General features: G+C 51.4%; 17 protein-coding genes. 11 read left to right on the plus strand and 6 right to left on the minus strand.

What is annotated here, in order from left to right; all coding sequences use genetic code 11:
• The first annotated feature begins 181 nt into the window (after positions 1-181).
• From PsAD26_RS20720 to PsAD26_RS20770, 10 genes are all read left to right on the plus strand, one after another.
• Positions 182-1,129 carry an ABC transporter permease gene (locus PsAD26_RS20720; RefSeq protein ID WP_063311929.1) on the plus strand — a complete coding sequence of 316 codons (948 nt, stop codon included), beginning with the start codon at positions 182-184 and terminating at the stop codon, positions 1,127-1,129.
• Positions 1,126-2,010: an ABC transporter permease gene (locus PsAD26_RS20725; RefSeq protein ID WP_063311930.1), complete on the plus strand. Its 885-nt coding sequence runs from the start codon at positions 1,126-1,128 to the stop codon at positions 2,008-2,010. Before PsAD26_RS20720 ends, PsAD26_RS20725 begins: the two co-directional genes overlap by 4 nt.
• Entirely contained in the window at positions 2,007-3,644 is a 1,638-nt protein-coding gene (locus PsAD26_RS20730) for a dipeptide ABC transporter ATP-binding protein (RefSeq protein WP_063311931.1), read from the plus strand. Before PsAD26_RS20725 ends, PsAD26_RS20730 begins: the two co-directional genes overlap by 4 nt.
• Positions 3,645-3,716: 72 nt before the next feature.
• Complete coding sequence (locus tag PsAD26_RS20735; protein WP_063311932.1) at positions 3,717-4,415, plus strand: class II aldolase/adducin family protein; 699 nt, start codon at positions 3,717-3,719, stop codon at positions 4,413-4,415.
• Between the two features lie 67 nt (positions 4,416-4,482).
• Positions 4,483-5,415, plus strand: a complete 933-nt coding sequence (locus tag PsAD26_RS20740) for an ROK family protein (RefSeq protein WP_063311933.1) — start codon at positions 4,483-4,485, stop codon at positions 5,413-5,415.
• 72 nt (positions 5,416-5,487) lie between these two features.
• On the plus strand, positions 5,488-6,642 hold the full coding sequence (gene argE, locus PsAD26_RS20745) for an acetylornithine deacetylase (RefSeq protein WP_063311934.1): 1,155 nt from the start codon (positions 5,488-5,490) through the stop codon (positions 6,640-6,642).
• Between the two features lie 287 nt (positions 6,643-6,929).
• On the plus strand, positions 6,930-9,092 hold the full coding sequence (locus PsAD26_RS20750) for an anthranilate synthase component I (protein ID WP_063311935.1): 2,163 nt from the start codon (positions 6,930-6,932) through the stop codon (positions 9,090-9,092).
• Between the two features lie 404 nt (positions 9,093-9,496).
• Positions 9,497-10,516, plus strand: a complete 1,020-nt coding sequence (locus PsAD26_RS20760; protein WP_063311937.1) for an ABC transporter substrate-binding protein — start codon at positions 9,497-9,499, stop codon at positions 10,514-10,516.
• Positions 10,517-10,579: 63 nt separating this feature from the next.
• Complete coding sequence (locus PsAD26_RS20765) at positions 10,580-11,347, plus strand: ABC transporter ATP-binding protein (RefSeq protein ID WP_063311938.1); 768 nt, start codon at positions 10,580-10,582, stop codon at positions 11,345-11,347.
• Positions 11,340-12,140: an ABC transporter permease gene (locus tag PsAD26_RS20770; RefSeq protein ID WP_063311939.1), complete on the plus strand. Its 801-nt coding sequence runs from the start codon at positions 11,340-11,342 to the stop codon at positions 12,138-12,140. The genes PsAD26_RS20765 and PsAD26_RS20770 overlap by 8 nt, the downstream gene beginning before the upstream one ends.
• Positions 12,141-12,182: 42 nt before the next feature.
• On the opposite strand, the gene PsAD26_RS20775 is transcribed toward PsAD26_RS20770, so the two are convergent.
• Positions 12,183-12,644 (minus strand): SRPBCC family protein, encoded by a 462-nt coding sequence (locus tag PsAD26_RS20775; RefSeq protein WP_063296316.1) that lies wholly within the window; start codon positions 12,642-12,644, stop codon positions 12,183-12,185.
• Complete coding sequence (locus PsAD26_RS20780; protein ID WP_063296315.1) at positions 12,616-12,954, minus strand: metalloregulator ArsR/SmtB family transcription factor; 339 nt, start codon at positions 12,952-12,954, stop codon at positions 12,616-12,618. Before PsAD26_RS20780 ends, PsAD26_RS20775 begins: the two co-directional genes overlap by 29 nt.
• A gap of 238 nt (positions 12,955-13,192) precedes the next feature.
• On the opposite strand from PsAD26_RS20780, the gene PsAD26_RS20785 reads away from it, so the two are divergent.
• Positions 13,193-13,843: a peroxiredoxin gene (locus PsAD26_RS20785; protein ID WP_063288202.1), complete on the plus strand. Its 651-nt coding sequence runs from the start codon at positions 13,193-13,195 to the stop codon at positions 13,841-13,843.
• Between the two features lie 83 nt (positions 13,844-13,926).
• On the opposite strand, the gene ilvD is transcribed toward PsAD26_RS20785, so the two are convergent.
• The 4 genes from ilvD to PsAD26_RS20805 form a co-directional block, all read right to left on the minus strand.
• Positions 13,927-15,774 carry a dihydroxy-acid dehydratase gene (gene ilvD, locus PsAD26_RS20790; protein ID WP_063311940.1) on the minus strand — a complete coding sequence of 616 codons (1,848 nt, stop codon included), beginning with the start codon at positions 15,772-15,774 and terminating at the stop codon, positions 13,927-13,929.
• A 191-nt stretch (positions 15,775-15,965) separates the two neighbouring features.
• Positions 15,966-17,267, minus strand: a complete 1,302-nt coding sequence (locus PsAD26_RS20795) for an FAD-binding oxidoreductase (protein WP_063311941.1) — start codon at positions 17,265-17,267, stop codon at positions 15,966-15,968.
• Positions 17,268-17,285: 18 nt separating this feature from the next.
• On the minus strand, positions 17,286-18,626 hold the full coding sequence (locus PsAD26_RS20800; RefSeq protein ID WP_063311942.1) for an FAD-binding oxidoreductase: 1,341 nt from the start codon (positions 18,624-18,626) through the stop codon (positions 17,286-17,288).
• A gap of 184 nt (positions 18,627-18,810) precedes the next feature.
• On the minus strand, positions 18,811-19,578 hold the full coding sequence (locus PsAD26_RS20805; RefSeq protein WP_057465964.1) for an SDR family NAD(P)-dependent oxidoreductase: 768 nt from the start codon (positions 19,576-19,578) through the stop codon (positions 18,811-18,813).
• Positions 19,579-19,688 lie beyond the last annotated feature (110 nt).

Here is a 19,688-nt window from a genome sequence, read left to right on the forward strand (position 1 = left end):
CACGTAGATATTTGCACAGGACTGCGGTTGCAACCGCAATCGCAGTCCTTCTCAATTGCTATTCCAAATTATATGGTTTAAGCGGTTGCCAAACTGACAGTTACTTTAGGGGTAACCCTTTTCTCTCATTGTGCAATTTGCTTGTGCAACGCAAGTTTGATTGGTTTTGCGGATTTGTCCGATGCTCTGGTTTGCGTTCCTTCGTCTCATAGGCTTACTGACAACTCTACTAGCCGCAAGCGTCGTCATCTTCGTTGTGCTTGAGGTTATTCCCGGTGATCCGGCTGAGGTGATGCTTGGGCTGAATGCTCAGGCAGACACATTAGCGGCTTTGCGTGCTGAACTTGGTCTTAACGCTCCTGTATCCACCCGCTATGTGAACTGGTTACTGGGCATGCTGCAGGGTGATTTTGGTGTAAGCTACACCTATTCGGTTCCAGTTTCTGAACTGATCAGCGAACGCATCCAGGTCAGCCTTCCGCTTGCAACTGGCGCGTTGATCCTCTCGACAGTTATAGCCATCCCAATTGGCGTTTACTCCGCCCGCTATCATGGCAAGATCATCGACACAGGCATTATGTCTGTTGCCCAGATCGGCATTGCAATTCCAAATTTCTGGATTGCAATCTTGCTGGTTTACGTGTTTGCAATCGTGCTGCGGGTGTTGCCATCTGGCGGGTTCCCGGGCTGGGATGTGAGTTTCTTTGGCTCACTGCAGGCACTGTTGTTGCCTGTTATCGCGCTGGCTTTGCCACAGGCGAGTATTCTGGCGCGCGTGATGCGCTCAGCCCTGCTGGATGTGTTGCATGAAGATTATATCCGCACAGCACGTGCTAAAGGGCTCTCCAACAAAGCCACGCTTTGGAGACACGGCGTGCGCAACGCACTTATTCCGGTCCTGACTATTTTGGGCCTTCAATTCTCTTTCTTGATCGCAGGTACGGTGATTATTGAGAACCTCTTCTACCTGCCAGGCTTAGGGCGTTTGATTTTCCAGGGTATTACTCAGCGCGATCTGATCGTGGTGAAAAGCAGTGTCATGCTGCTCGTTGCTCTTACAATCTTTGTGACGTTTCTCGTCGATATCGCCTATGCAGCCATTGATCCAAGACTGAGGCGACGTGCATGAATCAGGAACTCCCAAGTTATCCGTCGCTTGCCAGTTTTGACGAAATCTCCATCTGGAAGAAGGCCCTTCACAGCCGTTCTTTCGTGATCGGGGCAGTGCTTGCTCTCGTTATTCTCATCGCAGGGATTACTTCCGTCTTCTGGACACCCTATGCGATCGATGTTCTGGATGTTTCAAAGCGCCTTAAACCGATGAGTTCTGAATTCTGGTTTGGGACGGATCAGTATGGTCGCGATATCTTCTCCATGCTGATGGTTGGCGCACGCACCTCCATCATTGTAGCGTTGATTGCTGTTGGCATCGGTATGCTGATCGGCGTGCCATTAGGACTTCTGGCTGCGGCCCAAAAGGGTTTTCTGGAAGAACTGGTGATGCGCACCAATGATCTGATTTTCGCATTTCCTTCTTTGCTCTCCGCCGTGCTCATCACGTCTATTTTCGGACCGGGTACTATCAACGCTGTGATTGCGATTGGTATCTTCAATATTCCGGTTTTTGCCCGCGTCGCCCGTGGTGGTGCCCTGTCTCTTTCAGGACGCGAGTTTTTGCTTGCCGCCCGTCTTTCCGGCAAGAGCTCGTTTTTGATCACTCTGGAACACGTTATTCCGAACATCGCTAATTTGTTGATCGTGCAGGCAACCATTCAGCTTTCTCTTGCAATCCTTTCAGAGGCAGGCCTCTCCTATCTTGGTTTGGGGACGCAACCACCAATGGCGAGTTGGGGCCGCATGTTGTACGAGGCCCAGACCATGGTTGCCTTTGCACCACAACTGGCGCTTTATCCAGGATTCGCGATTATCTTTTCCGTTCTCGGCTTTAACCTGCTTGGCGACGGACTACGGGATTTGCTAGATCCGAAGATGCGGAGGAGAGTTGCGTGACTTCTGTCTTTTCCGCCACTGACCTTTGCGTTTCCATTTCTGGCAAGCCGATCCTGCGCAATGTGAGCTTTGACCTTGAGCAGGGCAAAATCCTCGGTCTTGTTGGCGAAAGTGGATCTGGCAAATCCATGAGTGCGCTCTCTGCCATGCAGCTATTACCAGAGGGTGCTCATCAGATTGGCGATCTGATGTTTGAGGGAAAGAACCTCACACGTGCTACGGACACAGAGATGACCCATGTCCGCGGCAAAGACATCTCTATGGTCTTCCAGGAACCGCTGACCGCTCTCAACCCAACCCGCACCATTGGCGAACAAGTTGCTGAAGGCCTTCGCTGGCATCAGGGTCTTACGCGCAAAGAAGCAATGGACCAGACCATTGATGTTCTGGAACGGGTAGGCCTGGGTCTTGAATATGGTTTAATTGATCGTTTCCCTCACCAGCTTTCCGGCGGACAGAGGCAGCGCGTTGTCATTGCTATTGCCATTGCCTGTAAGCCCAAGGTGCTGATTGCAGATGAGCCGACCACAGCACTTGATGTGACCGTTCAGGCGCAGATCCTGACATTGCTGAAAGACATCGTACGCAAAGAACAGATGGCCATGCTGCTCATTTCGCATGATTTGGCAGTTGTTGCAGACATGGCAGACACTGTTGCGATTATGAAGGATGGCGTGATTGTTGAGCGAGGCCCAACTTGCGAGCTGTTCGACAATCTTTCTCATCCCTATTCCAAGAAGCTGTTTGAAGCCTCAAATCACGTACCTGTTCCACGACAAGAGCCTGTTGACGAGATCACGCAGCCGCTCTTGAAGGTGAGCAATGTACTGCGGGAATATCCTCTCCCTCGCGCCAGCATCTTCACACGCAGACAATGGCACAGGGCCGTACAACACGTTTCCTTCCACGTTGCGCCGCGTCAGAGCATGGGACTGGTGGGTGAAAGTGGATGTGGCAAGTCCACCCTTGCGCGCACTATTTTGGGACTAACACCGCCAAACGCAGGCCATATCCAGTTTCTTGGCAAAGACCCCTACTCGGTTTCACGAAAAGACCGTCAGGATTTGCAACTGGGCATTCAGGCTGTGTTTCAGGACCCTTATGGAAGCTTTGATCCACGGCATACGGTTGAACGTACCGTTGGAGAACCTTTGCACCTGATGCGTAACGAACTGTCTCGTTCTCAACGTAAAAAACGCGTTCATGAGGTTTTGGAAAGCGTGGGGCTTTCTTCCGCAGATGCCAACAAATATCCGCACGAATTTTCTGGCGGCCAAAGGCAGCGTATCGCGATTGCGCGCGCGCTGGTCACCAATCCAAGCCTGATCGTCGCGGATGAACCCGTCTCAGCCCTAGATGTTTCCATCAGAGCTCAGATCCTCGATTTATTCGCGGACCTTCGCGATCGACTGGGTATGGCTTATCTGTTCATTTCACACGATCTGTCTGTCGTGCAGGCCATTACTGATCGAGTGATTGTGATGAACGCTGGCCGGATTGTGGAAGAAGGTCCAACCGGAGAAGTCTTTTCCAATCCCAAACACCCTTACACACGTACCCTTGTTTCTGCGGCACCAGACCTCAATGAAGCCTTGCGCAAACGCAGAGAAGAAGAGAACAAGCATACGCATTGAGCGCTATTGCCTGAAGCAAACCAGTGCGGCTAGCCTTACATTTGCCTAGGCGACAGCAAGCGGAGACATGTTATGACAACAGCTGAGAACCAGCTTCGCCGGGAAGTAATAAGAACGGCGCGTGCTTTACAAAGCACTGGTTTGACACATGGAACCTCTGGCAATGTAAGCGCCCGATATAACAATGGCATGTTGATTACGCCTTCTGGCATTCCTTACGAAGACCTGGAGATGAAAAAGATTGTCTTCATGGATCTTGAGAGCGGATACTTTGGAAATTTTCTGCCCTCATCCGAGTGGCGTATGCATATGGACATTTACCGCAACTACAAAGATGCAGAGGCTGTTGTTCACTGCCATTCAGCCAGAGCGACTGCGCTTTCAACTCATAATAAAGGCATTCCGGCTTTTCATTACATGGTGGCGGTTGCTGGCGGAGATCAGATCAAATGTGCAGACTACGCAACGTTCGGGACCAAAGCCCTTTCTAAAGCAATGATCGATGCGCTTGAAGACCGGACTGCCTGTCTTTTGGCGCATCATGGTCAGATTGCTTTTGGCCCTTCGCTGCACAAGGCGCTTGGGCTTGCCGGTGAAGTGGAAGCATTGGCAGATCAGTATTTATCTGCACTGGTTCTGGGAGAACCTGCACCTCTTTCTCCTGCTGAGATGAAAGAGATTTTGAGAAAATTCAAAAGCTACGGTAAACAGCTGGATACATTGGATGGAGACGACGCAGGTGCTTTTGAAATGCCCCAGCGACGCGACTAAGCCAGAAGACAACAAAAAATGCAGAGGCTTAGGCCTTTTATGCATGTAACGGGGGAATGATTGGAACATGCGAATTGGACTTGACTGGGGTGGTACCAAAATTGAAGCGCTGGCACTTTCTAACGAAGGTGAAGAACTGTTTCGCAAGCGCGTTCCAACTCCCAAGAACGATTATCAGGGCTGTGTAGAAGCTGTTATCGAACTTGTTGCAGCAACTGAATCGACAACTGGCGAAGTCGGCACAGTAGGCATTGGCATTCCAGGATCCATCTCTCCAAGTACCGGACTGGTTAAGAACGCAAATTCCACGTGGATGAACGGCAAACCTCTCGACAAAGATCTGTGCGATGCCCTTGGCCGTGAAGTGCGCATTCAGAACGACGCCAATTGTATGGCAGTATCTGAGGCCATTGACGGCGCCGGAGCAGGATGCGGTGTTGTTCACGGTGTCATCATTGGCACTGGCTGTGGTTCAGGCATAGCGATTAATGGACGTCCTCATAAAGGCGCGAATGGCATTGGCGGCGAATGGGGAAACGTCACAGTGCCATGGATGCAGGAAGGCGAGTTCCCGGGGCCGCTCAATTGGACCGGACACCACGGTACGATTGACCTTTTGTGCTCTGGCACAGGCTTTCAGTGGGATTATGAGAATGCCACTGGAAAGGCTCTTAAGGGCAGCGAGATCATTGAGTTTATGCGCGCTCGTGATGAAGCTGCTATGGGCACGTATCAGCGTTATGTAAGCCGCTTGGGCCGTGCCTTGGCGATGGCAGCCAACATTTTAGATCCAGACTGTTTTGTACTGGCTGGTGGCATGTCCAACGTGGAAGAGATTTACAAGGATCTTCCTGCTGCAATGCGTCCTTACATTTTCTCTGATGGTTATGATTTTGATATCCGCAAGGCCAAACACGGTGACAGCTCTGGTGTGCGCGGAGCTGCCTGGCTGTGGGGTAAGGGCGAAACAACGCCACGGCATGTCAACGAAAGCTCGTAAACGTACTTTTCCTTATGCATTTCTCTTTCTATAGTCAGAACTCACGATTCCGATTTCCTGAAAGAAATTTCCATGACAATGACAAGCCAAGAAATCCTTGCAAAGCTGGTTAGCTTTGACACGGTCAGCGCAAAAACCAATCTCCCCCTGATCAAGTGGATCGAAGAGTATCTTAATGATCTGGGGGTCTCTTCTTCCATACTGCCAGACGAGACAGGTGAGAAGGCGAGCCTGTTTGCGACGATCGGTGGAGATGGGACCGATGGTTACATTCTTTCAGGCCACACAGATGTAGTGCCGGTCGAAGGACAAGACTGGACAAGCAACCCCTTTTCCCTTCGCGAGGAAGGCGGTCTGCTTTACGGTCGCGGTTCCTGCGACATGAAAGGCTTTGTTGCGTGCTCTCTTGCCAAAGTGCCAGAGATGCTCAAGGCATCGCTGAACAAGCCGTTCCACCTCATGTTCTCTTATGACGAAGAAACCGGCTGCACCGGCGTTCAGCCTGTGCTTCATAAGTTGGCTGGCGAAGGGTTTCAGGCGGAAGCATGTTTCGTTGGTGAGCCGACTGAAATGCAGGTTGTGGTGGCACATAAATCCAAAGCCTCATACCGTGCTGTGTTTACCGGCCTTTCCTGCCACTCGTCTCTCGCACCACAGGGCGTAAACGCGGTGCATTATGGTGCTCGCCTTGTTGCAAAACTGGAAGAGATGGCACGGGAACTGGCAGCAGGTCCTAGTGATGATCTGTTTGATTTACCGTACTCCACCGCTCACACAGGTGTCATGAAAGGTGGAACTGCACTCAACATTGTACCGGAACACTGCGAAGTGATTTTTGAGTTCCGCGTTTTGCCTACCGAAAGCCTGCAGGCATGCATGGACGAGATCAGGCGTTATGCCACAGAAGAGCTTCTTCCTGAAATGCGCAAAGTTTCTGAAGATGCAAATATCGAGCTCATTCCTTACTCCGAGATCCCAGGACTGGATACAGAAGTGGAAGCGGATGTGACTGTTCTGGCGAAGAAACTGGCAGGCCGCAATGACCATGCAAAAGTTGCGTATGGCACGGAAGCAGGCTTGATCCAGACTATCTTGAAAGTCCCAACCGTCGTGTGTGGCCCGGGCAGCATTGAGCAGGCCCACAAACCGGACGAATACATCAAGCAATCCGAACTCGACAAATGCGACGGTTTCCTAGACCGCCTTATCCAGCACTCGTGTGCTTAAGCTGAGGATGGAGAGCTCTTCACGATGGGTTGAAGGGTTCTTCTTTTCATTGCTGGGTGCAATTTTGTTTCAGGAGTTGCACCTATGAGCTCCTTAGGTTATGAAAATCGCATGATGACTATGCAAGCACAAAACATGCTGTGGTGGTGGCGCCGGTGACGGTGGCTGAACACGCATGTCTTGTTGACTTGTAATTTCCAAGCCGCCGCATTTTCTGCAGGCGGCTTTGTTGTATCTACCGCCTCGCAAACATCGGAAACAGGTGTGCACGACCCGGAGGATTGACCATGCCGATTACGGCAGAACGGACTTATAAGAGCAAAGGCGGCGTTATCATCCGTCGTAAAAGCCGAAATGCTGATTATGCCGCTGGTACGAGCGAATGGATGGACAGACTGGACCGTCAACGCGGTGCGGTGCTTTCCTCTTCCTACGAATATCCGGGCCGCTACACGCGCTGGGATATGGCGCTGGCCAACCCACCGCTGCTGATCGAATCCAACGACCGCAAGATTACCATTCAAGCTTTGAACGAGCGTGGGCGCGTGTTGATGCCTGCCGTTCAAGGCGCATTGGACGGTCACAAGGACATCGCGGATTTCAATGCAGATGAGTATCGCATTGATCTGACCATCAAAACACCGGACAGAGCCTTTTCAGAGGAAGAGCGTTCCCGCCAGCCCTCAACCTTCTCCGTGGTGCGTACACTTGTTGATCTGTTTTCCTGTGACGATGACCAGCTCGGGCTTTATGGCGCGTTCGGGTATGATCTGACGTTCCAGTTTGAGCCAATCAATCAGAAACTGCAGCGTCCTGACGAGCAGCGGGACATGGTGTTGTTTCTGCCCGATGAAATCCTGATTGTTGACCACTATGGCCGTAAAGCCCATGTGCTGGAATACGATTTTGAGTTCAACGCCAAGACGACAGACGGTCTGCCGCGTGATGGTGAAGAGACGCCCTATAAGGCTGCGACTGAAACTCCAGAACGTGGTGACCATGAGCCGGGTGAGTATGCTGATCTAGTGCGATCTGCAGTCGATTACTTCAAGCGCGGTGATCTGTTTGAGACCGTTCCCGGGCAAGTGTTCTATGAACCTTGCAAAAACCCGCCATCCGCTGTTTCGCGACGTTTGCAGCAGATCAACCCTTCGCCTTATTCCTTCTTCATCAACCTAGGCAACGCCGAGTATCTGGTTGGCGCCTCTCCTGAGATGTATGTACGGGTGACTGGTGGTCGCCGTGTGGAGACCTGCCCTATTTCCGGCACGATCCGCCGTGGCAAGAACGCGATTGAAGATGAAGCGCAAATCCGCAAGCTGCTGAACTCTGCCAAGGATGAAGCGGAACTGACCATGTGTTCTGACGTGGACCGGAACGATAAGAGCCGCATCTGTGTTCCAGAGTCTGTGCGTGTAATTGGTCGTCGTCAGATCGAGATGTATTCTCGTCTGATCCATACCGTGGATCACATTGAAGGCACTCTGCTTGATGGTAAGGATGCGTTGGATGCGTTCCTTTCTCATACATGGGCTGTAACTGTTACTGGTGCACCAAAGCGTTGGGCCATGCAGTTTATCGAGGACCATGAGAAAAGCTCTCGTGCATGGTATGGCGGCGCGATCGGTGCTGTATTGTTTAATGGTGACATGAACACCGGACTGACGCTGCGCACTGTTCGCATCAAGGATGGTGTGGCTCAGATCCGTGCTGGTGCGACGCTGCTTTATGACAGTATCCCAGAGGATGAAGAAGCTGAGACTGAGCTGAAAGCGTCTGCAATGATTGCTGCCGTTCGCGAGGCTGGACTTGCGCTTACCGCTGAAGAGGAAGTTGTTAAAGCTAAGCCGGGTAAAGGTAAAAAGATTTTGCTTGTCGACCACGAAGACAGCTTCGTGCACACACTGGCAAATTACTTCCGTCAGACAGGTGCTGAGGTTGTCACCTATCGTAGTCCGGTGCTGGATGAAGTCTTTGATCAGGTTAACCCGGATCTGGTCGTTCTATCCCCTGGCCCAGGTTCTCCGAAGGACTTTGACTGTCGAGCTACCATCGAAAGAGCCCGTGCTCGCAAGCTCCCAATCTTTGGTGTGTGTCTTGGTCTGCAGGCGCTGACCGAAGCATTTAGTGGTGAGTTGGATCAGCTTGATGTTCCTGTACATGGGAAGCCATCTCTTGTTTCCTTTAGTCACAGCTCCAAGCTGTTTGATGGGCTGAGTTCACCTGTCAGTGTTGGCCGTTATCACTCTTTGTTCGCTAAGCGGGATGTGTTGCCAGATTGTTTTGAAGTGACTTCAGAAACCAAAGACGGTGTGATCATGGCAATTGAACACAAGAACGAGCCTATTGGCGCCGTTCAGTTCCATCCGGAGTCCATCATGTCCCTAGATCAAGACGGCGGTCACAAGATCATTGAAAATGTGATGACCAAGCTTCTTGCTAGAGATTAGATCTGGTCTCTGACCAAATTGATTTCATCAATTGGACCAAATCAAAGGCTGGGATTGAGCGATCACCTCCAGCCTTTTTCCTAGAGTTTTGTACAGATGGTTTATCTGCACGAAACCTAGAAGCATATTTGGTCGCATTATTGATGAATTGCAGCATATAAATGCGCTAGATAGCGATGGTGAACCTGTTCAGATTGAGAATATTGCAAGTCTCATGTGCGCCGGGTTGCGTTATATGACTAATCTATGCACGATTGAAGTGATTGGCGCAGTTGTTTTTATAGAGATCCAAAGGCTGCAAAAGATTTTTCCTGCATGTTTTTACCGAAAACCAATTGCCACTTTTCGGGAATACGCTTTGATTGACGAGAGTTTGCTCTCAAGGTTCACTTAAGAGGATAAAAATGAAGGTACGCGGTATTTTAAGCGGCGTTTTGATGGGCGCAGCGGTTCTAACAGGAACGTTTGCGACTACAGCAACTGCAGCAGAGAAGATCACGGTCGGCGCATTGCGCTTCACTTCTCATGCGGCGAATTTTGTTGCGTTTGAAAAGGGTTACTTCAACGAAGCAGGCTTGGAAGTTGAGTTCAAGTTCTTTCAGGCTGCGCAACCGATGGCGCTTGCAATTGCCTCCGGCGATGTGGACTTCGGCCTTACAGCGATTTCCGGTGGCTTAATTAGTCTTGCAGACAAGGGCGCAGTGAAAGTTGTTGGCGGCGCATTGCAGGAAGAAGCCGGCATTGACGGCCAGATGATCCTTGCTTCCAAAGCTGCGTTTGATGCAGGCCTGAAGACACCGGCTGATCTGAAAGGAAAGAGCTTTGGTGTGACGACGGCAGGCTCGTCTTTCCATTACATGGCACATAAGATTGCGGATAAAGAGGGCTTTGACCGCAAAGACATCAAGATCCGTCCCCTTCAGAAGGTTGGCGCAGTGATTGGGGCACTGAAGAGTGGTCAAATTGATGCGTGGTCTATTGTTCCGCACATCGCAAAGGGTTTAGCCAAGTCACCTCAGGTGGAGATGATCGGTAAAGTTTCTGATTACGTGCCAAATTATCAGGTAACAACTGTCTTCACTTCTACGAAGAACATTAATGACAATCCTGAACTGGTTCAAACCTTCCTCGGTGCCTACTCCAAAGGCGCGGCTGACTTTAACGCGGCTCTGGTGGACAAATCCGCAGGTGATGCAGCTGTGGAAGACATGGTGAAGCTCATTCATAAGTACGTCTATGCTGATCGTCCTTATGAGAAAGCTGCTCCATCCATTCGCAATGGTGCGATGCGTCTTAACGAAGGTGCTGCGCTAAACATGGCGAGTGTGGAAGATCAGCTTAACTGGTTCAAGAGCGAGAAGCTGGTACCAGCAGGCGTAACACTCGATAAGCTGGTTGATGTGAAGTTCGTCGAAACCTTCTAATCCAACATACGCATTGCCCGCTACGAGTGGGCAATGCCTTTTCCCATAATCCGGTTGGATTACATGCAAATTTCAATTGAAAAACTCTCGCATGCCTACGGCTCTGTCGAGGTCCTTAATGATATCAACCTGACCTTTGAACCCGGTGAAATTGCCGTGATCATCGGCCCATCTGGTTGCGGAAAGTCTACGCTGCTGCGTCTGATGGGTGGTCTCGAAGAGCCGAGCAAGGGCGCTGCCTACATTGCAGGCCAGGCACCAGAAGGGTCTCTCAACCCTCTCACCTATATTTTTCAGGACTTCGCGCTGTTGCCTTGGCGCACTGTGGCCGGCAACATCTCTTTGGTGCTTGAGGACCACAAGCTCTCTAAACAGCAGAGCAAGGCGATCATTGATGATGTCCTTGCACGCACCAACCTCTCAGAGTTTCATGATGCACTTCCACGCCAGCTTTCCGGAGGGATGAAGCAACGTGTAGCAATTGCGCGAGCGTTGGCAGTTAGCCCTGCCTTTCTTCTTATGGATGAGCCTCTGTCAGCTTTGGACAGCCAGACACGAGAACTTCTGATGGATGATCTGGTGGCTTTATGGTCCCGTGAGGCATTCTCAGCCTGCTACGTTACACACAATCTTGCAGAAGCTGTTCGCCTTGGTCACAAAGTCATCGTGTTGTCTCGTCGCCCTGGCAAGGTTCGTGAGATTGTAGAGATCTCTATCCCGCTAAATGAGCGCCGTGAACGTGCCGCTGAGCTTGAGGAGGTGCAGCAGCAGTTGTGGCACATGATGCGTGAAGAAGCTCTTGCTGCCGACAGGGAGCTTGCCGATGTCTGATCCGGTAAACCGCAAGAAAGTTCCGTTTCGTGGAGGCGGGTTTAAGCCCCGCCCTATCCGTTTTGTTGCTCCATTTGTGTTTCTGGCATTGGTCCTGTTTTGGGAGTTTGGCTCCCGCACAGGCATCATCAGCAATCTGGTTTTACCAGCACCATCAGAAGCGTTTCAGGCCTTCTTAGATCTCTATAATTCAGGTCTATTCTGGAAGCACGTGAGCACAAGTCTTTATCGGCTTGTCTTTGGCTGGAGCATTGGAACAGCACTCGGCATTTTGGTGGGATTGTTGATTGGGCTGTTCTCACTGGCACGATCCAGTCTGCTGCCTCTTACCTCAGCGTTTTTCCCAATTCCAAAGATTGCCTTGCTGCCGCTCTTCATCATCTGGTTTGGGATCGGGGAAGGTTCTAAAGTTGCGACAATCCTGTTTGGTACATTTTTTCCAACAGTCATCGCCACTTATGGCGGCGTTGATAATGTGGAGCGTGGATTGGTCCGCATGGGACAATCCTTCGGTATGAGCTGGCTTTCCATCGTACGGAAGATCATTTTGCCCGGAGCCTTACCTGCGATCCTGTCCGGAGCTCGGATCTCCGCAAGTATCGCGATTATTCTACTGGTCGCTGCAGAAATGATCGGCGCAGAATATGGCATTGGCGCTTATGTGTTGATGGCTGGTTCTTTATTCGCAACAGATCAGTTGATCGTCGGCGTCGCGATGCTTTCCATCTTGGGGCTCTGCGTCAGCTGGTTGATCGGGAAGGTGGAAAAGGCCCTGCTGAACTGGCGCGGATAACAAACAGGCCTCGCTGGAGAAAAAACAGCGAGGCTTTGCTTCCTAAGCAGGACTGGAATTACACGCGTTTTTGAAATGCACCTCAAAAACGCTGACCCAGCCGTTGTTGTAGCTTTCGCGCATTGTGGAGCCGATTTCGCCCATCTTCTCCCAATCATGATGGCTTAGAACCACTTTGGTACCCTCGCCGTCCTTCTCAAACGTCACATCCACACAGGTTGCCATGCTCTCCGGGTTATTAATGTGCCAGAGAAACGAGAGGGCTTTTGAGGGCTGATAGATTTTGAGCGTTCCCCAGTCATGCCGCGTGCCATCCTTTGCGACTTCATATAGCTTGCCACCTTCCTGCCGCTCACAAAAGACCTCAGGTAGTTCGCTGCCATTCATTGCTGTTACAGAATGGGTTTGAATTGGCCACCATTTACTGAAATCCCCTGTAAAAACCTCGAAGGCTCTTTCCGGACTACAGTCCACCCTAATCGTTTTCACCACTGGTGTGATCATGCCCCATCTCCTGTTGTTCGGTGACTTCAGTTGCAAAAGCGTTCAGGACGTCCTCCCAGAACTGATCAAGGTAGTCACGCAAAGGTGAGATGCCCTCACGCCTTACTGCGTAGAATCTCGACGTTCCGCGTTGATCGGCCTCCACCAGCCCAGCCCGTTCCAGCACTTTCAGATGCTGAGAGACAGCTGGCCGAGTGACGCCTTTTGCCTGTGAGAGTGCTTTGACATTCTTAGGACCTGCCCGAAGATCTTCAAATATCTTGCGACGAGTATCATCTGCCAGCGCATGAAGGATATCTTGGTAAGTCATAACTTACGGTAAGCTTTGACTAACGCAAAGTCAATTGATTAATATGTTTGATTGCATTAACAAATTCTATTGAGAGATCAGGTTGAAACTCTCCACGCTAATACTTCACAAAATTGTATCAAGAACTGAAAGCCGCTCCCATTGAATGCAGAAATTCGGTACTTAAATGTTATTGGTGCTGTGGGAGGTCCAAGGCCTTTTGAGCGATGCGCAGTACTGGATAAGAAGAGGATTACTCATGGTTTTACGCATTAACGATACTATCCCTAACCTTTCCGTAGAAACTGATCAGGGCGAAATCACCCTGCATGATTGGATTGGCGGTAGCTGGGCAATTATCTTCTCGCATCCGAAAGACTTTACTCCGGTTTGCACTACCGAATTTGGAGCTGTGGCAAAGCTCAGTGAAGAATGGGCAAAGCGTAACACCAAAGTCCTAGGCGTTTCAGTTGATGGTGTAGAAGACCACAAGAAGTGGAAAGTCGACATTGAATCTGTTGGCGGTGCAAAGCCAGATTTTGCGATTGTAGCCGATGCTGGTCTTGAAATGGCCAAAGCCTTCGACATGCTGCCTGCTGAATATGTGCTACCTGATGGCCGCACACCTGCAGACTCTGCCACTGTGCGCTCAGTCTTCATCATCGGGCCGGACAAGCAAGTGAAGCTGATGATGACTTATCCAATGACCGTTGGACGAAATTTCGCAGAAATCCTGCGCGCGCTAGACGGGCTTCAGATGTCTGCCAAGGGCGTTGCAACGCCTGCGGACTGGACTGTTGGTCAGGATGTAATCGTGCCCCCAGCTGTCAGTACCGAAGACGCAGAAGTCAAATTTGGCTCTGTGAAAACAGTCCTGCCCTATCTGCGATATGTGAGCGCGCCGAGCTAACCACTCAGAACACGCTCCTGCAATAGAAAGCCCCGCAGAGATGATCTCTACGGGGCTTTTGAATGTCTTATTGAACCTGAGGCTTAGTCAACTTTACGAACTGCGCCTTTGGATGCGCTGGTGGTCATGGCAGCATAGGCTTTCAGTGCGGTGGTCACCTTGCGCTTACGCGTCTCAACAGGTTTCCATGCAGCATTCCCTTTTGCTTCCATCGCAGCGCGACGGGAGGCAAGCTCTTCATCAGAAACACGCATCTCGATTTTACGGTTTGGAATGTCGATATCAATCACATCGCCTTCTTCCAACAGGCCGATATTGCCACCTTCAGCTGCTTCCGGGGAGACATGGCCAATGGACAAGCCGGAAGAGCCACCAGAGAAGCGGCCATCTGTGATGAGTGCGCAGGCTTTGCCGAGGCCTTTGGACTTGAGGTAGCTGGTTGGATACAGCATTTCCTGCATGCCCGGACCGCCACGAGGGCCTTCGTAACGAATGAGAACGATGTCGCCCTCTTTCACCTTCCCAGTCAGGATCGCACTAACGGCTGTGTCCTGAGATTCAAAGATGCGTGCAGGGCCGGAGAATGTGAGAATGCTCTCATCTACACCAGCTGTCTTAACGATACAGCCGTCTTCTGCCAGATTGCCGTAGAGAACTGCCAGTCCGCCATCCTGTGAGAAGGCATGTTCTTTGGAGCGGATAACGCCGTTTTCACGATCCTCATCAACACCTTCGGCATAGCGGGAGCTCTGAGAGAACGCGACCTGTGTCGGCACACCACCAGGTGCTGCTGAGAAGAACTCGCGCACGCTTGTACTGTCTGTGCGTTTGATGTCCCAGCGCTCGAGAGCATCGGCTAAGTCTTTGGCATGCACTGATTTTACTGAGGTATCGATGAGGCCTGCACGGTCCAATTCACCCAGAATACCGAGGATACCACCTGCGCGGTGAATGTCTTCCATGTGAACGTTGGCAACCGATGGAGCCACCTTACACAGCACTGGTACGATGCGAGACAGGCGGTCAATGTCTTCCATGGTGAAGTCCACTTCACCTTCCTGCGCTGCAGCCAACAAATGCAGAACGGTGTTGGTGGAACCACCCATTGCGATGTCCATAATCATTGCGTTTTCAAAGGCCTTGAAGTTTGCAATGTTACGCGGCAGTGCGCTCTCATCTTCCTGTTCGTAATAACGTTTTGCCAGATCGACGATCAGGTGACCAGCTTCAATGAACAGGCGTTTACGGTCAGAATGCGTTGCCAGAGTGGAGCCATTGCCCGGAAGGGAAAGGCCCAGAGCTTCTGTCAGACAGTTCATGGAGTTTGCGGTGAACATGCCAGAACAGGACCCACATGTCGGGCACGCGCTGCGCTCGATGCTTTCAACGTCGCTATCAGAAACGTTGTCATCAGCTGCTGCGATCATTGCGTCGACAAGGTCAACTTTGCGTTTTTCACCGTTTGCGAGCGTTACTTTGCCAGCTTCCATCGGTCCACCGGACACGAATACGGTTGGGATGTTCAGACGCAAAGACGCCATCAACATGCCTGGAGTGATCTTGTCACAGTTGGAGATACAGACCATGGCATCTGCGCAGTGTGCGTTGACCATGTACTCTACTGAGTCGGCGATCAACTCACGAGATGGCAAGGAGTAGAGCATGCCGTCGTGGCCCATTGCGATGCCGTCATCGACTGCGATGGTGTTGAACTCTTTTGCGATACCACCGGCCTGCTCAATTTCGCGAGCAACAAGCTGACCGAGGTCTTTCAAATGCACGTGACCAGGCACGAACTGCGTGAAGGAGTTGACGACAGCAATAATTGGCTTGCCGAAGTCATTTTCTTTAACACCGGTTGCCCGCCACAGGCCTCTGGCGCCTGCCATGTTGCGGCCGTGTGTGGAAGTGCGCGAACGATAGTTTGGCATCGAAAACCCCAGTCTGGCGAATATGTTTTTTACGCGTTGCGGTATAGTTAGTTTTATCGGACTAATTTGGCAACTTTTCTTCAGCTTACACCACTAATGAGAAAAAGAGTACCCGCGGGTACGCCTCTCCCCTTCTGATCGCTTGAGCATTTCTCGGGTGTCACCTGCCAGAGGCTCAAGTCTTGCTGTTTTTAGAACCGGTTAAAGGCAAAACTGGAGAGATCATGACCTGCATTTTTTCCCATGAGCACGTCTGCCATTAGGCGTCCGATGGATGGTCCAATACCAAATCCATGACCAGAGAAACCAGTCACGATATGCAGGTTGTTCTGATTTGGTGCTCTATCGATTACAGGCAGAAAGTCTGGCATAGCATCAATGAGACCACCCCAAGCGGATTGCAGTTTCGTTCCTTTGAGCTGAGGGAAACGATCGACAAGAGCCTCAGTTAAAGCTCCCAGCTCTTTCTGATCAGGCTTGGAGTTAAGAACGCGCATGGCTTCAAATGGTGTTATGTCCGCTCCGGTCCAGCGCCGTTTTTGCATCCAGTGGTCAGGGTAGTTTTTTGGAGACCACGGCTTGATGCTGGTGCCTTTTAAGTTTTCGGCCGTGTTGGGCAGCCATTCTTTCAAGAACTTAAAAGAATCCAGACCAATATGGTGGGTCTGGTTGTTCTTGAGTGCCAGCGTGTAGCCACCATCCTGACGACGGCGCATGGCGAAGGTGTTGTCTGAGGCATTTGCCGGGAAGACATCCGGCACGACTTGCGTTGCTGCAACCGTCAATTCCACGGAAAGCTGAGGCAGTTTAATACCTGCATTGGCGGCGAATAGAGAAGACCATGCCCCACCTGCCAGCATTACCTGCCCCGCCTTGATCTCACCCTGCTCCGTGACAGCACCAACAACATCACCACCAGATTTTACCAATGTACGAACAGCATTGTTTTCGCAGATGACAGCTCCAAGACGCTCTGCAGCTTTTGCAATGCCGAGTGTTGCTTGTCCGGGTTCAGCCCGACCATCACTGGCAGTATGCATTCCGCCAATCCAACGCCCATCTTTACCTTTGATGTCTTCATGAACCTGCGCTCTTGAGATCATGCAGGTATCGAGATCATATTTCCGGCCAAGCTCGACGAACTTTTCGAAATTTTCCAAGTCCTCATGCTTCTCAGCAAGGTAGTAGACGCCAGTCGCGCTGTAGCCGAGGTCTTCCCCTGTCTCTTTGCTGAGCTCGGCCCATAGGCGGCGTGCTTCAATCGAGAGCGGGATCTCCGGTTCATCACGTCCTTGCTGGCGGATCCACCCCCAATTGCGGCTGGACTGCTCGCCTGCAACACGCCCCTTTTCGCAAAGGGTGACGCTTACGCCCTTCTTAGCAAGGTAATACGCGGTGCAAACACCAATGATGCCGCCGCCGATGATGAGCACGTCAGTTTCCTGCGGCTGTTCTCCATGGAACTGCTGCGGTGTATTTTCTGAATAAATCACGTCACTTACTCAAGGAGGTTAGATAAAGGGTCCGAGCTTGATCTTGGAGCCATCGGAAAACCGCGAATAACGGAAGCGTGTCAGGTCGTAGCCCGCGGGTTTATCCATGAGCAAATCTGCCATGATGCGCCCAGCAGCTGGCCCTATACCGAACCCATGCCCGGAAAAACCTGTTGCGATAAACACGCCCTTTTGCGTTGGAACTTCATCCATGATCGGAACAAAATCCGGCATTGCATCAATCATTCCAGCCCAGCTTTCTTCCATTTGCAGCCCTTTGAGCTGTGGGAAGCGGTCAACCAGACGAGCCTGAATGCGTTTGAGAGCTTTCGGGCTTGGATCAGGGTTTAGTACACGACATGTTTCAAACGGTGTGATCTCATCTCCAGACCAATGGCGTTTATGTGCCCATGAATCTGGATAGTTTTTGGGTGGATTCATGCCAAAGGAAATGCCTTTGAAGGATGCTTTCACAGCCGGAAGCCACTTGAAGAGATGACGAAACGAGTCCTTACCGATGTAGTGATCATGAATATCACTGACCGCAAGCGTGTAGCCGCCATCTACCCTTTTACGGAACGCAAATGTGCCGTCTGCTGCGTTGCCATTGAAAAGATCAGGCACAGCCTTGGTCGCAGCTACAGTTGCCCGCACACATAACTGAGGCATGGACACGCCGAGGTTTTGTGCAAAGAGTGAGGACCATGCACCAGCAGCGATCAGGACGCGGTTTGCTTTGATCGTCCCCTTTTCGGTCACAGCACCTGTGAGTTTACCACCTTCAATCTCGAGCGTACGCACTGCACAATCTTCAACGATCACAGCGCCGTTGCGTTCCGCTGCTCTGCCAATCGCGGGCACAGCTATCCATGGCTCAGCACGGCCATCACTTGGAGTGACCATTCCGCCAACCCATTTGCCATCACGCCCCGGAATTTTGGCGTAGACCTCGTCTTTACTGAGGAGCTTGGTATCGAGTTGATGCTGTTTGGCAAGTTCAAGAAAGTCCTCATAGTTTTTGAGGTCCTCTTGTTTTTCTGCCAGATAATAAACACCCTCCTGGCGAAACCCGAGATCCTCTCCGGTTTCTTTCATCAGCTGCTGCCAGAGCCGGCTGCTTTCCATGGATATGGGGAGTTCTGCGGCATCCCTACCTTGCTGGCGGACCCAGCCCCAGTTGCGGCTCGACTGTTCTCCGGCAACGCGGCCCTTTTCGCAGAGTGTCACGTTCACACCCTTTTGTGCCAGCCAGTAGGCTGTGCAGGTACCAATCACGCCACCGCCAATAATCAGAACATCAGTCTGTTCTGGGAGGTCGCCGAAGAACTGTTGGGGAGTGGAGCTGGTATAGGTCGCCATGAAGGCCTCTAGGAATCGGATCTATAAATTACAATCCGATGAACTTAGCAGGACTAAGATACCACTGCACGAGGGTGTGCCTAAGCACTTAGTCGACCTTTGGATTAGACCATATTGGTAGGTCTGGTTGTTTCGCAACCAGAAGCTGGCCTGAGAACTCAACGCTCTCAGACCAGAGAATTGCTTAGCGCGGTGCCATACGGATTGCGCCATCCAGGCGGATGGTTTCACCGTTCAGCATTGGGTTGGTGCAGATTGCTTCTACCAGCTGAGCGTATTCGTCGCCGCGGCCCAAACGGGACGGGAACGGTACCTGCTGACCGAGTGAGTCCTGCACTTCCTGAGAGAGACCACGAAGCATTGGAGTTTCGAAGATTCCGGGTGCAACAGTCATCACGCGGATGCCGGACTTGGACAGGTCTCGTGCAACAGGCAATGTCAGAGCGGCGATGCCACCTTTAGACGCTGCATAAGCTGCCTGGCCGATCTGACCGTCAAATGCTGCCACAGATGCAGTGGAGATGATCACGCCGCGCTCACCATCTTCTGTCAGTGGCTCAAGATTTGCCATGCGTGTTCCAGCAAACGACGTACAACGGAATGTGCCAACAAGGTTTACGTTGATCACCGTCTGGAACATATCCATTGGGTGCGGCTCACCACGAGAGGTGGTTTTTGCAACAGGCGCGATACCTGCACAGTTGACGAGAATACGTGTTGGGCCGTGCGCTGCTTCAGCTGCATCCAGACCTGCTTTCACGCTGTCATCGCTGGTGACGTCAACTTTTACGAACTGACCACCAATCTCTTGTGCCAGTGCTTTACCAGCTTCTTCATTCACGTCGAAAAGAGTTACTTTAACGCCATGGCCAGCCAATTTCCGTGCGGTTGCCGCGCCAAGACCTGATGAGCCGCCGGTTACAACGGCTGCAATTTCTTTATTAAGTTGCATGGAATCCCATCCCGATTCATTTTGTTTGCCCCGCTGTCTTTCAAAGCTCCCGCCAAAATTCTTTGAAAGCAGCAAAATGCTGGATTGCGGGTCGGCATGAGAAAATCATT

The sequence above is a fragment of the Pseudovibrio sp. Ad26 genome, from assembly GCF_001623285.1.
In the GTDB taxonomy this organism is placed as follows: domain Bacteria; phylum Pseudomonadota; class Alphaproteobacteria; order Rhizobiales; family Stappiaceae; genus Pseudovibrio; species Pseudovibrio ascidiaceicola.

Excerpts from the sequence above, each read along its gene's own strand:
- PsAD26_RS20720 (WP_063311929.1), top strand. The coding sequence starts at position 182 with ATGCTCTGGTTTGCGTTCCTTCGTCTCATAGGCTTACTGACAACTCTA.
- PsAD26_RS20725 (WP_063311930.1), top strand. The coding sequence starts at position 1,126 with ATGAATCAGGAACTCCCAAGTTATCCGTCGCTTGCCAGTTTTGACGAA.
- PsAD26_RS20735 (WP_063311932.1), top strand. The coding sequence starts at position 3,717 with ATGACAACAGCTGAGAACCAGCTTCGCCGGGAAGTAATAAGAACGGCG.
- PsAD26_RS20740 (WP_063311933.1), top strand. The coding sequence starts at position 4,483 with ATGCGAATTGGACTTGACTGGGGTGGTACCAAAATTGAAGCGCTGGCA.
- argE (WP_063311934.1), top strand. The coding sequence starts at position 5,488 with ATGACAATGACAAGCCAAGAAATCCTTGCAAAGCTGGTTAGCTTTGAC.
- PsAD26_RS20750 (WP_063311935.1), top strand. The coding sequence starts at position 6,930 with ATGCCGATTACGGCAGAACGGACTTATAAGAGCAAAGGCGGCGTTATC.
- PsAD26_RS20760 (WP_063311937.1), top strand. The coding sequence starts at position 9,497 with ATGAAGGTACGCGGTATTTTAAGCGGCGTTTTGATGGGCGCAGCGGTT.
- PsAD26_RS20765 (WP_063311938.1), top strand. The coding sequence starts at position 10,580 with ATGCAAATTTCAATTGAAAAACTCTCGCATGCCTACGGCTCTGTCGAG.
- PsAD26_RS20770 (WP_063311939.1), top strand. The coding sequence starts at position 11,340 with ATGTCTGATCCGGTAAACCGCAAGAAAGTTCCGTTTCGTGGAGGCGGG.
- PsAD26_RS20775 (WP_063296316.1), bottom strand. The coding sequence starts at position 12,644 with ATGATCACACCAGTGGTGAAAACGATTAGGGTGGACTGTAGTCCGGAA.
- PsAD26_RS20780 (WP_063296315.1), bottom strand. The coding sequence starts at position 12,954 with ATGACTTACCAAGATATCCTTCATGCGCTGGCAGATGATACTCGTCGC.
- PsAD26_RS20785 (WP_063288202.1), top strand. The coding sequence starts at position 13,193 with ATGGTTTTACGCATTAACGATACTATCCCTAACCTTTCCGTAGAAACT.
- ilvD (WP_063311940.1), bottom strand. The coding sequence starts at position 15,774 with ATGCCAAACTATCGTTCGCGCACTTCCACACACGGCCGCAACATGGCA.
- PsAD26_RS20800 (WP_063311942.1), bottom strand. The coding sequence starts at position 18,626 with ATGGCGACCTATACCAGCTCCACTCCCCAACAGTTCTTCGGCGACCTC.
- PsAD26_RS20805 (WP_057465964.1), bottom strand. The coding sequence starts at position 19,578 with ATGCAACTTAATAAAGAAATTGCAGCCGTTGTAACCGGCGGCTCATCA.